The organism is Pseudomonas sp. HMWF006 (genome assembly GCF_003061205.1).
GTDB classification, from domain to species: Bacteria; Pseudomonadota; Gammaproteobacteria; order Pseudomonadales; family Pseudomonadaceae; genus Aquipseudomonas; species Aquipseudomonas monsensis.
Genome location: NZ_QAIU01000071.1, coordinates 6,770 through 21,533, shown reverse-complemented (window position 1 = coordinate 21,533; position 14,764 = coordinate 6,770). Strand labels below are relative to the sequence as shown.

General features: G+C 61.2%; 14 protein-coding genes. 7 read left to right on the top strand and 7 right to left on the bottom strand.

Translation table 11 applies throughout. The annotated features are described in order from the left end of the window. From rho to DBR24_RS02730, 3 genes are all read right to left on the bottom strand, one after another. The coding region (gene rho / locus DBR24_RS02740) for a transcription termination factor Rho (protein ID WP_256591250.1) at positions 1 to 1,056 on the bottom strand (1,056 nt) is incomplete at its 3' end. A gap of 248 nt (positions 1,057 to 1,304) precedes the next feature. Further along, positions 1,305 to 1,634, bottom strand: coding sequence for a thioredoxin TrxA (gene trxA, locus DBR24_RS02735; protein WP_003206727.1), 330 nt, complete (start codon positions 1,632 to 1,634; stop codon positions 1,305 to 1,307). Between the two features lie 120 nt (positions 1,635 to 1,754). Continuing rightward, entirely contained in the window at positions 1,755 to 2,462 is a 708-nt protein-coding gene (locus DBR24_RS02730) for a FadR/GntR family transcriptional regulator (protein WP_128613830.1), read from the bottom strand. Between the two features lie 256 nt (positions 2,463 to 2,718). On the opposite strand from DBR24_RS02730, the gene DBR24_RS02725 reads away from it, so the two are divergent. The 5 genes from DBR24_RS02725 (at position 2,719) to ppx (ending at position 7,275) form a co-directional block, all read left to right on the top strand. Continuing rightward, a complete protein-coding gene (locus DBR24_RS02725) occupies positions 2,719 to 3,504 on the top strand; it encodes a transporter substrate-binding domain-containing protein (RefSeq protein WP_128613829.1) in 786 nt (261 codons plus the stop codon). 21 nt (positions 3,505 to 3,525) lie between these two features. Next, complete coding sequence (locus tag DBR24_RS02720; protein ID WP_128613828.1) at positions 3,526 to 4,194, top strand: amino acid ABC transporter permease; 669 nt, start codon at positions 3,526 to 3,528, stop codon at positions 4,192 to 4,194. Beyond that, positions 4,191 to 4,841 (top strand): amino acid ABC transporter permease, encoded by a 651-nt coding sequence (locus DBR24_RS02715; RefSeq protein ID WP_128613827.1) that lies wholly within the window; start codon positions 4,191 to 4,193, stop codon positions 4,839 to 4,841. Before DBR24_RS02720 ends, DBR24_RS02715 begins: the two co-directional genes overlap by 4 nt. Next, on the top strand, positions 4,828 to 5,565 hold the full coding sequence (locus DBR24_RS02710) for an amino acid ABC transporter ATP-binding protein (protein WP_095186877.1): 738 nt from the start codon (positions 4,828 to 4,830) through the stop codon (positions 5,563 to 5,565). Before DBR24_RS02715 ends, DBR24_RS02710 begins: the two co-directional genes overlap by 14 nt. A gap of 207 nt (positions 5,566 to 5,772) precedes the next feature. Beyond that, complete coding sequence (gene ppx / locus DBR24_RS02705; protein ID WP_128613826.1) at positions 5,773 to 7,275, top strand: exopolyphosphatase; 1,503 nt, start codon at positions 5,773 to 5,775, stop codon at positions 7,273 to 7,275. A 242-nt stretch (positions 7,276 to 7,517) separates the two neighbouring features. Here the strand turns inward: ppx and ppk1 are convergent, their stop codons facing one another. Further along, positions 7,518 to 9,743 carry a polyphosphate kinase 1 gene (gene ppk1, locus DBR24_RS02700; RefSeq protein ID WP_128613825.1) on the bottom strand — a complete coding sequence of 742 codons (2,226 nt, stop codon included), beginning with the start codon at positions 9,741 to 9,743 and terminating at the stop codon, positions 7,518 to 7,520. A gap of 18 nt (positions 9,744 to 9,761) precedes the next feature. Then, positions 9,762 to 10,775 (bottom strand): porphobilinogen synthase, encoded by a 1,014-nt coding sequence (gene hemB / locus DBR24_RS02695; protein ID WP_128613824.1) that lies wholly within the window; start codon positions 10,773 to 10,775, stop codon positions 9,762 to 9,764. A 207-nt stretch (positions 10,776 to 10,982) separates the two neighbouring features. On the opposite strand from hemB, the gene DBR24_RS02690 reads away from it, so the two are divergent. Beyond that, positions 10,983 to 11,633 (top strand): DedA family protein, encoded by a 651-nt coding sequence (locus DBR24_RS02690; RefSeq protein WP_123469737.1) that lies wholly within the window; start codon positions 10,983 to 10,985, stop codon positions 11,631 to 11,633. Positions 11,634 to 11,932: 299 nt separating this feature from the next. Next, positions 11,933 to 12,601, top strand: a complete 669-nt coding sequence (gene elbB / locus DBR24_RS02685; RefSeq protein WP_128613823.1) for an isoprenoid biosynthesis glyoxalase ElbB — start codon at positions 11,933 to 11,935, stop codon at positions 12,599 to 12,601. Between the two features lie 118 nt (positions 12,602 to 12,719). Here elbB and DBR24_RS02680 read toward each other — a convergent pair whose 3' ends face one another. Further along, positions 12,720 to 13,175 carry a YaiI/YqxD family protein gene (locus tag DBR24_RS02680; protein ID WP_098966204.1) on the bottom strand — a complete coding sequence of 152 codons (456 nt, stop codon included), beginning with the start codon at positions 13,173 to 13,175 and terminating at the stop codon, positions 12,720 to 12,722. Positions 13,176 to 13,281: 106 nt separating this feature from the next. Continuing rightward, positions 13,282 to 14,764, bottom strand: a 1,483-nt coding sequence (locus DBR24_RS02675; protein WP_256591249.1) for an FTR1 family protein, incomplete at its 5' end; no start/stop codon positions are given.

The window sequence follows — 14,764 nt, the reverse complement described above, 5'->3', positions numbered from 1 at the left end:
CTTCTCGGCGATCTTGCGATCCAGAGGCAGCTCCATGTTGCCGGTACCCTTGAACTCTTCGTAGATCACTTCGTCCATCTTCGAGCCGGTTTCAACCAGCGCGGTGGCGATAATGGTCAGCGAGCCGCCTTCTTCGATGTTGCGCGCAGCACCGAAGAAACGCTTTGGCTTCTCCAGGGCGTGAGCATCGACACCACCGGTCAGGACCTTGCCGGAGCTCGGGATCACGGTGTTGTAGGCACGGGCCAGACGGGTGATGGAGTCGAGCAGGATCACCACGTCCTTCTTGTGTTCGACCAGGCGCTTGGCCTTCTCGATCACCATTTCAGCCACCTGGACGTGGCGGGTCGGCGGCTCGTCAAAGGTCGAGGCAACCACTTCGCCGCGCACGGTGCGCTGCATTTCGGTCACTTCTTCCGGACGTTCGTCGATCAACAGCACGATCAGGTGAACTTCAGGGTTGTTACGAGCGATGTTCGCGGCGATGTTCTGCAGCATGATCGTCTTGCCGGCTTTCGGCGGTGCAACGATCAGACCACGCTGGCCTTTACCGATCGGGGCGCACAGGTCGATCACACGACCGGTCAAGTCTTCGGTGGAACCGTTACCGGCTTCCATCTTCATGCGCACGGTCGGGAACAGCGGGGTCAGGTTCTCGAAGAGAATCTTGTTTTTCGCGTTCTCTGGACGATCGAAGTTGATCGTGTCGACCTTGAGCAGGGCGAAATACCGCTCGCCTTCCTTCGGAGGGCGGATCTTGCCAACGATGGTGTCACCGGTGCGCAAGTTGAAACGGCGGATCTGGCTCGGCGAGACGTAGATATCGTCCGGGCCGGCGAGATAGGAAGCGTCAGCGGAGCGCAGGAAGCCGAAGCCGTCCTGGAGAATCTCCAGCACGCCATCACCGGAGATTTCCTCGCCGCTTTTCGCGTGCTTTTTCAGCAGGGAGAAAATCACGTCCTGCTTGCGCGAACGGGCCATATTTTCTATGCCCATCTGTTCGGCCAATTCGAGCAGTTCGGTAATCGGCTTTTGCTTGAGTTCAGTCAGATTCATATAGGAATGACGTAATCATTTATGGAGGGGGGGAAATTAAGCTTTTGGCTTAATGAGGCCGCGCCGCGGAGAAGGCGACAGGATCGCGAACTTGTTCGAAAAGGAGTGCGTCGGCGACGGCTAGCAGGGGGCAGTGGAGAAACCAGTGCGGGGCCGAATGTACCACCTGAGTTTCGGAGCGTCTAGCCCTGAATACGCAAAAAGCCCCGCAATTTGCGGGGCTTTTTTTCAGCGATTTACCGCGACGCTTAGATGTTGGCGTCGAGGAAAGCAGCCAGTTGCGACTTCGACAGGGCGCCGACTTTGGTCGCTTCAACGTTGCCGTTCTTGAACAGCATCAGCGTCGGGATACCACGCACGCCGTGCTTGGCCGGGGTTTCCTGGTTTTCGTCGATGTTCAGTTTGGCGACGGTCAGCTTGCCTTTGTAAGTCTCGGCAATCTCGTCCAGAACCGGAGCGATCATTTTGCAAGGGCCGCACCATTCAGCCCAGTAGTCGACCAGGACAGCGCCTTCGGCCTTGAGTACGTCGGCTTCGAAGCTGGCGTCGCTAACGTGTTTGATCAAATCGCTGCTCATGGAATTCTCCAGGTTGTAAGCAAAAAAACGTGGCCCATCATAGCCGCCCTTCCCTTGTTCAGGAAGCTGCAGTTGATTGAGTCTTGCTATGGCGCCTCATGAGTCTGGGTATAGCTCAAGTCACGCCGTGGCGGGGGCAATGAAGGCGATTCCGGTGCGCAAGGCTGCGTTGCGCACGTGCTCCTGCATGGCTTTCTGGGCGGCAGCGGACGACCGGCGGGCCAGGGCGCGGAGGATCTTGCGGTGCTCCTGCCAGGTTTCCATCGCCCGTTCGGCGCGGATGAACGGTAGTTTCTGGCTCTCGAGAAAGATTTCGGCGCTGGCGGTGAGGATGCTCAGCATCGCCTGGTTGCCGCTGGCCAGCAGGATGCGGCGGTGGAAGTCGAAGTCGAGTTTCGCCGCCGCTTCGAAATCACCCGCCTTCAATTGCTCGCGCATCGCGGCAACGTTGTCCTCCAGCGCATCCAGATCAAGCGTGCTCAGCGTGACCGCCGCCAGCCCGGCGGCAAACCCTTCCAGCGCATAGCGCAGCTGAAAGATATCCAGCGGCGAAGCCTGTGCCGCAAAGGGCCAGCCTGACGCCTGGCTGCCGTGCGGCAATTCCACCGGCGATTGAACGAACACGCCCTTGCCCGGCTGAATGCTGACCACACCGAGCGCACTCAGCGACGACAGCGCCTCGCGCAATGAAGCCCGGCTGACGCCCAACTGCAAGGCCAGATCCCGTTGCGACGGCAACGCATCGCCCGCACCGAAACCCTGTTCGGTGATCAGTTTGCGGATGGCTTGCAGCGCCACTTCGGGTACGGCACGGGAGATCGAGTTCATGGTTTTCCAGACGAACCAGGCCAAGGTGCGGCTAGTTGTAAAGCTATTCGCTGACGCCGGCAAGTCGTGCCCCAGCAGGGTTCGGCGCCGTACACCAATGCGCTATCGGAGTGCGAAAAACAACCTGACTGTTCAGACCAGTAAGACCGAACAAATCCGCCAAAACCGCGGCCTGCGCGGGGGAAACCCGAGTATTGGCACGCCCCATGCTCTGTCCGATCGCAGAAATCACTTCCCGCCGATCCGGAGATTTGCCATGACCCTGCGTTACCGCGCCCTCCTCGCCGCCCTGTTTTCCAGCCTGTTGCTCAGCCAGATCCCCGCCCACGCCGACGCGCTGGATGACGTGGTCAAACGCGGCACATTGAAAGTCGCCGTGCCCCAGGACTTCCCGCCGTTCGGCTCGGTCGGCCCGGACATGAAGCCCCGTGGCCTGGACATCGACACAGCGAAACTGCTGGCCGATCAACTGAAGGTCAAACTCGAACTGACCCCGGTCAACAGCACCAACCGCATCCCGTTCCTCACCACCGGCAAGGTCGATCTGGTGATCTCCAGCCTCGGTAAAAATCCGGATCGCGAGAAAGTCATCGACTTCTCCCGCGCCTACGCCCCGTTCTACCTCGCCGTGTTCGGCCCGCCTGATGCCGCCATCACCACGCTCGACGACCTCAAAGGCAAAACCATCAGTGTCACCCGTGGCGCCATCGAAGACATCGAACTGAGCAAAGTCGCCCCCGAAGGCGTGACCATCAAGCGCTTCGAAGACAACAATTCGACCATCGCCGCCTACCTCGCCGGCCAGGTTGACCTGATCGCCAGCGGCAACGTGGTGATGGTCGCGATCAGCGAAAAGAACCCGAAACGCGTGCCGGCGCTGAAAGTGAAGCTCAAGGATTCGCCGGTCTACGTCGGCGTGAACAAGAACGAGCCGGCGCTGCTGGCCAAGGTCAACGACATCCTGACCACCGCCAAGGCTGACGGCGCACTGGAAAAGAATTCACAGACCTGGCTGAAAGAGCCGCTGCCGGCCGATCTCTGATCGACTGCGCGGGAGACCTACATGGCTTATCAGTTCGATTTCATTCCGGTGCTGCAAAACACCGACCTGCTGTTGCGCGGCGCCTTGTTTACCCTGGAACTGACGGCCATTGGCGCATTCTTCGGGGTCGGCGTGGGCATCGTCGGCGCGCTGGTGCGGGCGTGGAACATCCGCCCGTTCTCGGCGATTTTCGGCGTCTACGTCGAGTTGATCCGCAACACGCCGTTTCTGGTGCAACTGTTCTTCATCTTCTTCGGCCTGCCGTCCCTCGGCGTGCAGATTTCCGAATGGCAGGCAGCCGTGCTGGCGATGGTGATCAATCTCGGTGCGTATTCGACCGAGATCATCCGTGCCGGCATCCAGGCGATCCCGCGCGGGCAACTGGAGGCCGCAGCGGCGCTGGCAATGAGCCGTTTCGAAGCGTTCCGCCACGTGGTCCTGCTGCCGGCGCTGGGTAAGGTCTGGCCGGCCCTGAGCAGCCAGATCATCATCGTCATGCTCGGGTCGGCGGTGTGTTCGCAGATCGCCACCGAAGAGTTGAGCTTTGCCGCCAACTTCATTCAGTCGCGCAATTTCCGCGCCTTTGAAACCTATGCGCTGACCACGCTGATCTACCTGTGCATGGCGTTGCTGATCCGCCAGTTGCTCAACTGGCTGGGGCGCCGCTATCTCACGAGGAGCAGCCAATGAGCGACTTCACCTTCTGGGACATCCTGCGCAACCTGCTCACCGGCCTGCAGTGGACGCTAGCGTTGTCGCTGGTGGCCTTCATCGGCGGCGGAATCGTCGGGCTGCTGATTCTGGTCATGCGCATTTCGAAAAGCCCGCTGTCGAGCAACATTGCCCGCACCTGGATCGAGCTGTTCCAGGGCACGCCGCTGTTGATGCAGCTGTTTCTGGTGTTCTTCGGCGTGGCACTGGCCGGGATCGAGATTTCACCGTGGATGGCGGCGGCGATTGCCCTGACGCTGTTTACCAGTGCCTATCTGGCGGAAATCTGGCGTGGTTGTGTCGAAGCGATTCCTCATGGCCAGTGGGAAGCCTCGTCGAGCCTGGCGTTGAATCCGCTGGAGCAACTGCGCTACGTGATCCTGCCGCAAGCCCTGCGTATCGCGGTGTCGCCGACCGTGGGCTTCTCGGTGCAAGTGGTCAAGGGCACTGCGGTGACCTCGATCATCGGCTTCACCGAACTGACCAAGACCGGCGGCATGCTCGCCAACGCCACGTTTGAACCGTTCATGGTCTACGGCCTCGTCGCCCTCGGCTACTTCCTGCTCTGCTACCCCTTGTCGCTCAGTGCGCGCTACCTGGAAAGGAGACTGCATGCCTCTGCTTAGAATTTCCGCCCTGCATAAATATTACGGCGACCACCACGTACTCAAAGGCATCGACCTCAGCGTCGAAGAAGGTCAGGTGGTGGCGATCATCGGCCGCAGCGGCTCGGGCAAATCCACCCTGCTGCGTACACTCAACGGCCTGGAGTCGATCAATGACGGGGTGATTGAAGTCGACGGCGAATACCTCGACGCTGCCCGCGCCGACCTGCGCAGCCTGCGGCAGAAAGTCGGCATGGTGTTCCAGCAGTTCAACCTGTTCCCGCACCTGACTGTGGGCGAGAACGTGATGCTCGCGCCGCAGGTGGTGCAGAAAGTGCCCAAGGCCAAGGCGGCCGAACTGGCGCGCAAGATGCTCGAACGCGTGGGCCTGGGGGAGAAGTTCGACGCGTTTCCGGATCGCCTCTCCGGCGGTCAGCAGCAGCGCGTGGCGATTGCCCGGGCGCTGGCGATGTCGCCCAAGGTGCTGCTGTGCGATGAGATCACGTCGGCGCTGGACCCGGAGCTGGTCAACGAAGTGCTCAGCGTGGTGCGGCAACTGGCCAAGGAAGGCATGACGCTGATCATGGTCACCCACGAAATGCGCTTTGCCCGGGAGGTTGGGGATAAGTTGGTGTTCATGCATCACGGCAAAGTGCATGAGGTGGGGGATCCGAAGGTGTTGTTTGCCAATCCGCAGACGGCGGAGTTGGCGAATTTCATTGGGACGGTGGAAGCGACAGCCTGAAGATCTTCTTAGGCAGTGATGCCCTCTTCGCGAGCAAGCTCGCTCCCACATTGGAATGCGCTCACCTGTGGGAGCGAGCCTGCTCGCGAATGGCCGCGCCGCGATCTCCAGACTTTCTGCGCTGAATCAAGGGTTTGAACCGTGCGCGTTGGCGCCAGCGTTTGATCGTGGCACGATGTCGGGGTTATCGACCGAGACCCCCTGACCATGCCGCAATCCCAAGCCAAGAATCTGTCCCTGATCGCCGCAATCGACCTGGGCTCCAACAGCTTTCACATGGTCGTGGCCAAGGCCCAGAACGGTGAAATCCGTATCCTGGAGCGCCTCGGAGAGAAGGTTCAGCTCGCCGCCGGCATCGACGATGAGCGCCATCTCAACGAAGAATCGATGCAGCGCGGCCTCGATTGTCTCAAGCGGTTTGCCCAACTGATCAACGGTATGCCGCTGGGCGCCGTGCGCATTGTCGGCACCAACGCCCTGCGTGAGGCCCGCAACCGTGGCGAATTCATCCGCCGCGCAGAAGAAATCCTCGGCCATCCGGTAGAAGTCATCTCCGGGCGTGAAGAAGCGCGCCTGATCTATCTGGGCGTCTCGCACACCCTCGCCGACACCCCGGGCAAACGACTGGTCGCCGACATTGGCGGCGGCAGTACCGAATTCATCATTGGGCAAAGATTCGAACCGCTGCTGCGCGAAAGCCTGCAGATGGGTTGCGTCAGCTTCACCCAACGCTACTTCAAGGACGGCAAGATCACCCCGGCCCGCTACGCCCAGGCGTACACCGCAGCGCGACTGGAGATCATGAGCATCGAGCACGCCCTGCACCGCCTGACCTGGGATGAAGCCATCGGCTCCTCGGGCACCATCCGCGCCATCGGCCTGGCGCTGAAGGCCGGCGGGCATGGCACGGGCGAAGTGAACGCCGAAGGCCTGGCCTGGCTCAAGCGCCGCCTGTTCAAGCTCGGCGATGTCGACAAGATCGATTTCGAAGGCATCAAGCCTGATCGCCGGACGATTTTCCCGGCGGGCCTGGCGATTCTCGAAGCGATCTTCGACGCCCTCGAACTGCAACGCATGGATCACTGCGACGGTGCCTTACGCGAAGGCGTGCTCTACGACCTGCTGGGTCGCCATCACCACGAAGACGTGCGCGAACGCACCCTGACCTCGCTGATGGAGCGTTATCACGTTGACCTGGAACAAGCGGCGCGGGTCGAGCGCAAGGCGCTGCATGCCTTCGATCAGGTCGCGGCCGACTGGGAGCTGGATGACGGCATCTGGCGCGAACTCCTGGGCTGGGCGGCGAAAGTGCACGAAGTCGGGCTCGACATCGCTCACTATCAGTACCACAAACATGGCGCTTACCTGATCGAGCATTCGGACCTCGCCGGATTCTCCCGCGAAGACCAGCAAATGCTCGCCCTGCTGGTACGTGGCCATCGCCGCAACATTCCCAAGGATAAATTCGCCGAATTCGGTGACGACGGCGACAAGCTGATTCGCCTTTGCGTGCTGCTGCGCTTTGCGATCCTGTTCCACCACATCCGGGGCACCCAGGCGATGCCGCAGGTGGCATTGCACGCCAAGGGCGACAGCCTTGATGTGGAATTCCCGGAAAACTGGCTGGATGAAAACCAGCTGACTCAGGCGGATTTCGGGCTTGAGGCCGAGTGGCTGACGCGGGTGGGGATTGTCCTCACCGTTCACTGAGTTAAATCTCAGGTGCAAAAAAGGCGATCCTTCTGGATCGCCTTTTTTATTCGGTTCGACTTGGGGACGGAGGTTAACCCTCACCCCAGCCCTCTCCCGAGGGAGAGGGCGCCGATCTCCGCTGGCTTCAAGGCCTGAGTTCGACTCGGTAGCTCAGGTCGACGTATAGCTCGAAACACCTCGGCCAGTCCCCTCTCCCTCTGGGAGAGGGTTAGGGTGAGGGGCTTTCGACTTTCAAGACCTCAACTGCTAACCGGCAGAATCGGGCTGCCCAGACGTTCCAGCAACGTCGCCTGCGCACTGCGCGGGTTCTGATTACCGGTCGGCGTGTTGCGGATGTAACGGCCATCCGACTGCAAGCTCCAGCTATGGGTATTGTCAGTCAAATACAGCTCCAGCTCTTTCTTCACCCGGGTCAGCAGCTTCTTGCCTTCTACCGGGAAGCAAGTCTCGACGCGCTTGTCGAGGTTGCGCTCCATCCAGTCGGCACTGGAGAGGAACATTTGCTCCTCGCCACCGTTGAGGAAGTAGAACACCCGGGTGTGCTCGAGGAAGCGGCCGATGATCGAGCGCACGTGGATGTTGTGCGAAACCCCGGCGATGCCCGGCCGCAGGCAGCACATGCCACGCACCACCAGATCAATGCGCACGCCGGACTGGCTGGCCTTGTAGAGCGCGCGGATGATCTTCGGATCGGTCAACGAGTTGAACTTGGCGATGATGTGCGCCGGTTTGCCGTCGAGGGCAAACTGCGTCTCGCGGGTGATCATGTCGAGCATGCCCTTCTTCAGGGTAAACGGCGCATGCAGCAGCTTCTTCATGCGCAGGGTTTTACCCATGCCGATCAACTGGCTGAACAGTTTGCCGACGTCTTCGCACAAGGCGTCGTCGGAGGTCAGCAGGCTGTAGTCGGTGTACAGACGGGCATTGGCGGCGTGGTAGTTACCGGTGCCCAGGTGTGCGTAACGCACAATTTCGCCGGCCTCGCGGCGCAGGATCAACATCATCTTGGCGTGAGTCTTGAAGCCGACCACGCCGTAAATCACCACCGCACCGGCCGCTTGCAGGCGGCTGGCCAGTTGCAGATTGGACTCTTCGTCGAAGCGTGCGCGCAGTTCGATGACCGCGGTCACTTCCTTGCCGTTACGCGCGGCGTCCACCAGCGCATCGACGATCTCGGAGTTGGCGCCGGACCGGTACAGGGTCTGGCGCACCGCCAACACATGCGGGTCTTTCGCCGCTTGACGCAGCAGGTCGACCACCGGGGTGAACGACTCGAACGGGTGCAGCAGCAGGATGTCCTGTTTGCTGACAACGCTGAAAATGTTCTCGCTGTTCTGCAGCAGTTTCGGGATCTGCGGGGTGAACGGCGTGTATTGCAGCTCCGGATGGCTGTCCAGACCGGTGATGCTGAACAGGCGGGTCAGGTTGACCGGGCCGTTGACCTGATACAGCTCGGTCTCGCTCAGGTTGAACTGCTTGAGCAGGTAGTCCGACAGGTGTTTCGGGCAGGTGTCGGCCACTTCCAGACGCACCGCATCACCGTAGCGACGCGAGAACAGCTCGCCACGCAGGGCGCGCGCAAGGTCTTCGACGTCTTCGGAATCGAGCGACAGGTCGGCGTTTCGGGTCAGGCGGAACTGGTAGCAGCCCTTGACCTTCATGCCCTGGAACAGGTCGTCGGCGTGGGCGTGGATCATCGACGACAGGAATACATAGTTGTCGCCAGCGCCGCCGACTTCTTCCGGCACCTTGATGATCCGTGGCAGCAGACGCGGCGCCGGGATGATCGCCAGACCGGAATCGCGACCAAAGGCGTCGATACCTTCCAGCTCAACGATGAAGTTCAGGCTCTTGTTCACCAGCAGCGGGAACGGGTGCGTCGGGTCGAGGCCGATCGGGGTGATGATCGGTGCGATCTCGTCGCGGAAATAACGACGTACCCAGGTTTTGATCTTGGTCGTCCAGTGGCGGCGACGGATGAAGCGCACCTGGTGCTTTTCCAGCTCCGGCAACAGGATGTCGTTGAGGATCGCGTACTGACGGTCAACGTGGCCGTGGACCAGTTCGCTGATCCGCGCCAGCGCCTGATGCGGCTGCAGGCCGTCGGCACCGGCCTGTTCACGGGCGAAGGTGATCTGCTTCTTCAGGCCGGCGACGCGGATTTCGAAGAATTCGTCGAGGTTGCTGGAAAAGATCAGCAGGAACTTCAGCCGCTCCAGCAACGGATAGGACTCGTCCAGCGCCTGTTCCAGCACGCGGATGTTGAACTGCAGTTGCGAAAGCTCGCGGTGGATATACAGGCTGCTGTCATCCAGGCCCGGGATCGCAATCACTGGCGCCGCCGCGACGGTTTCGGTGACGGGCGCGGGTGGCGCAGGCTCCAGTTCCGGCGGCGTTTCGGTGATTTGCTCGACCACCGGCTGAGCTTCTTTTACTGCAACTTCTGTGAGTCCTTCGGTATTCATCGAATGTTCCTGGGAGGGCTATTTCTGCTCTCGTAACAATTGAGCGGCGCGGACAGCAAAGTAAGTCAGGATGCCATCAGCGCCGGCACGTTTAAAGGCGGTCAGTGATTCGAGAATCACCGCCTCGCTCAACCAGCCATTCTCGATCGCCGCCATGTGCATGGCGTATTCGCCGCTGACCTGATAGACGAAGGTCGGCACTTTGAAGGCATCTTTTACCCGGAAAAGAATGTCGAGGTACGGCATGCCCGGTTTGACCATGACCATGTCCGCGCCTTCAGACAAGTCGGCGCCGACTTCGTGCAGCGCTTCGTCGCTGTTGGCCGGGTCCATCTGATAAGAAGCCTTGTTCGCCTTGCCGAGGTTCGAGGCCGAACCGACTGCATCGCGGAACGGGCCGTAATAGGCGCTGGCGTACTTGGCCGAGTAGGCCATGATCCGCACGTTGACATGGCCGGCGACTTCCAGCGCTTCGCGGATCGCCTGAATGCGACCGTCCATCATGTCCGACGGCGCAACCACCTGGGCACCGGCTTCGGCATGGGACAGGGCCTGACGGACCAGTGCGTCGACAGTGATGTCGTTCTGCACATAGCCGTCTTCGTCGAGGATGCCGTCCTGACCGTGGGTGGTGAACGGGTCGAGCGCGACGTCGGTGATCACGCCCAGCTCCGGGAAGCGCTCACGCAGGGCGCGGGTGGCGCGCTGGGCGATGCCTTGAGGGTTCCAGGCTTCAGCGGCGTCGAGGGATTTGAGTGCTGCAGGCGTGACCGGGAACAGGGCCAGCGCCGGAATCCCCAGTTCGACCCATTTCGCCGCTTCTTCGAGCAGCAGGTCGATGGTCAACCGTTCCACACCCGGCATCGAGGCCACGGCTTCGCGGCGGTTTTCACCGTCGAGCACGAACACCGGCAGGATCAGGTCATCGACCGTCAGCACATTTTCCCGCACCAGCCGACGCGAAAAATCATCACGGCGATTGCGGCGCAGGCGGGTGGCTGGGAACAAACGGTTGGCAGGGGTAAAGCTCACGGCAGACTCCTGAGCCCGCGCAAACGGGCGAGCGTGACAGTTATAGACGGCCATTATGACGAACAGATTACAGTTGTGCGTGCCCCGTGACATGTAGCCGCATTCCATTGTCAGTGTAGGAATTGTTCACGTCGAGACACATTTGGACACTTTCCTGAATGTGTACGAAGGGTTAGGCTGCGCGTTCATTTCGCCAGCACCCAGACAATGCTCCAACAATTTCTGCATGACTTCGGCTACTTTGCCTTGTTCCTCGGCACGTTCTTCGAAGGCGAAACCATCCTGGTGCTCGCGGGCTTCCTCGCGTTCCGTGGATACATGGACATCAACCTGGTGGTCGTCGTGGCGTTCTTCGGCAGCTATGCCGGCGATCAGCTGTGGTACTTCCTGGGGCGCAAGCACGGGCGCAAATTGCTCGCGCGCAAACCGCGCTGGCAGATGATGGGCGACCGCGCGCTGGAGCACATTCGCAAGCACCCGGACATCTGGGTCCTGAGCTTCCGCTTCGTGTATGGCTTGCGCACGGTAATGCCGGTGGCGATCGGTCTGTCGGGTTATCCGCCGGGACGTTATCTGCTGCTCAACGGCATTGGCGCGGCGATCTGGGCCACCGCGCTGGCTGCGGCGGCTTACCACTTCGGCGCGGTGCTGGAAGGCATGCTCGGCAGCATCAAGAAATATGAACTGTGGGTGCTGGGTGCGCTCTTGTTGCTGGGCGTCGGCCTGTGGCTGCGCCGCCGCTTCAAGAATGCGCGGCTGGCCAGGCAGGTTTATGCCGACGAGCAAGCCGCAAAAGCTGCGCAGTTGCATCAGGCCGAGCAGGCCAACGCTGCCGAACCCAAGCCGCCAACCGAGTGACTCACTGGCGGCAAGCATACAGCCCGACACCACTGAACAGGCTACAACCGGACTGAACGACTCTTTCAGTCGGGAATGTCACTCATCCCACCTGCTTTAATGGATTGCCGTTCGCCAGCGGCGTTCTCACGCCTAGAATCAGCCGCTCCTTACGCAACAGACCATCCCGAATAATGAACACCCCGGCGTTGTTGCGATCCATGTAGTAAGCGTTCCATGCAGGTGCTGCCGCACTTGAGCCTATGGCAACGCACGGAAAATTAGTGGACATTGAGCGCCATGAATCTGGAGAGAACCCCATGAGCAAAAAAGTTGCAGTGATCCTGTCCGGCAGTGGCGTATACGACGGCGCCGAGATCCATGAAAGCGTCATCACCCTGCTACGCCTGGATCAACGCGGCGCGCAAGTGCAGTGCTTCGCCCCGAACATCGCGCAATTGCATGTGATCAATCACCTGACCGGTGAAGAAATGCCCGAAACGCGCAACGTCCTGGTGGAGTCGGCACGGATCGCCCGGGGCAACATCAAGGACATCCGCGAAGCCGACGTCGATGACTTCGACGCGCTGATCGTGCCTGGCGGTTTCGGCGCGGCGAAAAACCTCTCGAACTTCGCCGTCGAAGGCGCCGGCTGCAGCGTCCAGCCGCAAGTGCTGGAACTGGCCGAGGCGTTTGCCGAGGCGGGCAAACCGATTGGCCTGATGTGCATCTCGCCAGCGCTGGCGGCGAAGATCTACGGCCCGGGCGTGACCTGCACGATCGGCAACGACGCCGACACGGCGACCGCGATGAACAAGATGGGCGCCACCCACGAAGACTGCGCGGTGACGGAAATCATCGAAGACAAGGCGCGCAAACTGGTGACGACCCCGGCTTACATGCTGGCCCAGAACATCAGTGAAGCGGCTGCGGGGATCAATAAACTGGTCGACCGCGTCCTCGAACTGACCCACGAAAATGATGCCTGACGCGTTCTGATGCCGGAGTGAGCCTGCTCGCGATGGCGGTGTATCAGGCAACATATCTGTTGAATGACCGACCGTTATCGCGAGCAGGCTCACTCCTACAAGGGGATTTGTGCAGGGCTTAAGGCTTGCGGGTCAGGCGCGTGAGGATACGGTCCAGCGCATTGGCAAACGCCTGCTTCTCGCGCTCGCCGAATGGTGCCGGGCCGCCGCTGATCTGGCCCTGCTCGCGCAGGTCGGTGAACAGGTTGCGCACCGCCAGCCGCTCGCCCATGTTCTGCGCATCGAACTCCTTGCCTCGCGGGTCCAGCGCCGCCACTCCCTTCTTCACCAGACGATCGGCCAGCGGAATATCGCTGCAGATCACCAGTTCACCGGGCACCGCGTGCTCGACCAGATAATCGTCCGCCGCATCCGGGCCACTCGGCACCACGATCAATTTGACGATCGCCAGCCCCGGTTTGGTCTGCGGTTGCCCGGCCACCAGCACCACTTCGAACTGGCGCTTGAGGGCGAACTTCACCACCAGATCCTTGGCGGCCCGAGGGCAGGCGTCGGCATCAATCCATACACGCATGTTTTTTTCCTCTTTTAAAAGCATCGCGGGCAAGCCACGCGCCCACAAGGTTAACGCTAACCTGTGGGAGCGGACTTGCCCGCGAATATGAGCGCAGCGAATGCTCTTAAGCAGTCATCCGCTTCTTCTCCGCGATCCGGCTCCGCCCATACAGCACGACAATCGCCAGAATCGCCAGCGCCTGCGCCGTCAGCGAATAGGCATCGGCATGAATGCCCAGCCAGTCGAAGTCGAAGAACGCCACCGGCCGCGTGCCGAAGATCCCGGCTTCCTGCAACGCCTTCACGCCATGCCCGGCGAACACCACCGACAACGCACAGAGCAGACCGGCGTTAATGCTGAAGAACAGCGTCAGCGGCAGTTTCGCCGAGCCGCGCAGGATCACCCAGGCCAGACCAACCAGCAGCACCAGCGCGGTGGCACCACCGGCCAGCACTGCGTCATGCCCGGCGGGGCCTGCCTGCAACCACAGGGTTTCGTAGAACAGGATCACTTCGAACAATTCGCGGTACACCGAGAAGAACGCGAGGATTGCGAAGCCGAAACGCCCGCCGCCGCCCACCAGACTCTGCTTGATGTAATCCTGCCAGGCTGCGGCGTGGCGGCGGTCATGCATCCACACGCCGAGCCACAACACCATGACACTGGCGAACAGTGCCGTCGCGCCCTCGAGCAACTCACGCTGCGAGCCGCTGACATCAATCACGTACGCGGCCAGCGCCCAGGTGCCGAGACCGGCCAACAGCGCCAGGCCCCAACCGATGTTGACGCTGCGCACCGCCGACTGCTGGCCGGTGTTACGCAGGAACGCGAGGATCGCCGCCAGTACCAGAATCGCTTCCAGGCCTTCGCGCAGCAGAATCAACAGGCCGGAAATGAAGCTCAGCGACCAGCTCAAGCCATCGCTGCCGAGTAACCCGGCGGACTCCTTGAGCCTGGCCTTGGCGGCATCCAGACGCTGTTCGGCCTGCTCGACCGGCAAACCGTCCTGCAACGACTGCCGATACGCCATCAGGGATTTTTCGGTGTCTTTGCGCACAGTGGCGTCGACGTTATCCAGCGAGCTTTCGACCAGCTCGAAACCTTCCAGATAGGCCGCCACCGACAGGTCATACGCCTGATCGTGGTCGCCGGCACGATACGCCGCGAGACTCTTGTCCAGAGTCGCAGCGGTGTAGTCGAGCAACTGCGCCGGGCCACGCTTGACCTGCGGCGGCTGCGCGCGCTGGGCGCGGAAGGTTGCGGCGGTTTGTGCACCTTCGGCGGCCTGTACTTCGGCCGGGGTCTGGCGGGCCAGATCGGCGATGTTGTAGGTCTTGTCGGATTTGGCCGCTGCCGGGTCGGCACTGAAGCCGGCGATGTAGGTCGCCAGATCCCAGCGCTGACGGTCATCCAGTTGATCGGCGAAGGCCGGCATGTCGGTGCCTTCGACGCCCTGACCGAGGGTGCTGTAGATCGCGTACAGGCTCAGGTGATCCATCCGTGCGGCATCGCGCAGATTGGCCGGTGCCGGCGACATGCCGAGACCTGCCGGGCCGTCGCCGGCCCCGGTTTCACCGTGGCAAACCGAGCAGTTTTGCGCGTAGAGC

Excerpts from the sequence above, each read along its gene's own strand:
- ppx (WP_128613826.1), top strand. The coding sequence starts at position 5,773 with ATGCCGCAATCCCAAGCCAAGAATCTGTCCCTGATCGCCGCAATCGAC.
- ppk1 (WP_128613825.1), bottom strand. The coding sequence starts at position 9,743 with ATGAATACCGAAGGACTCACAGAAGTTGCAGTAAAAGAAGCTCAGCCG.
- DBR24_RS02690 (WP_123469737.1), top strand. The coding sequence starts at position 10,983 with ATGCTCCAACAATTTCTGCATGACTTCGGCTACTTTGCCTTGTTCCTC.
- DBR24_RS02720 (WP_128613828.1), top strand. The coding sequence starts at position 3,526 with ATGGCTTATCAGTTCGATTTCATTCCGGTGCTGCAAAACACCGACCTG.
- DBR24_RS02680 (WP_098966204.1), bottom strand. The coding sequence starts at position 13,175 with ATGCGTGTATGGATTGATGCCGACGCCTGCCCTCGGGCCGCCAAGGAT.
- DBR24_RS02715 (WP_128613827.1), top strand. The coding sequence starts at position 4,191 with ATGAGCGACTTCACCTTCTGGGACATCCTGCGCAACCTGCTCACCGGC.
- DBR24_RS02725 (WP_128613829.1), top strand. The coding sequence starts at position 2,719 with ATGACCCTGCGTTACCGCGCCCTCCTCGCCGCCCTGTTTTCCAGCCTG.
- DBR24_RS02730 (WP_128613830.1), bottom strand. The coding sequence starts at position 2,462 with ATGAACTCGATCTCCCGTGCCGTACCCGAAGTGGCGCTGCAAGCCATC.
- trxA (WP_003206727.1), bottom strand. The coding sequence starts at position 1,634 with ATGAGCAGCGATTTGATCAAACACGTTAGCGACGCCAGCTTCGAAGCC.
- elbB (WP_128613823.1), top strand. The coding sequence starts at position 11,933 with ATGAGCAAAAAAGTTGCAGTGATCCTGTCCGGCAGTGGCGTATACGAC.
- DBR24_RS02710 (WP_095186877.1), top strand. The coding sequence starts at position 4,828 with ATGCCTCTGCTTAGAATTTCCGCCCTGCATAAATATTACGGCGACCAC.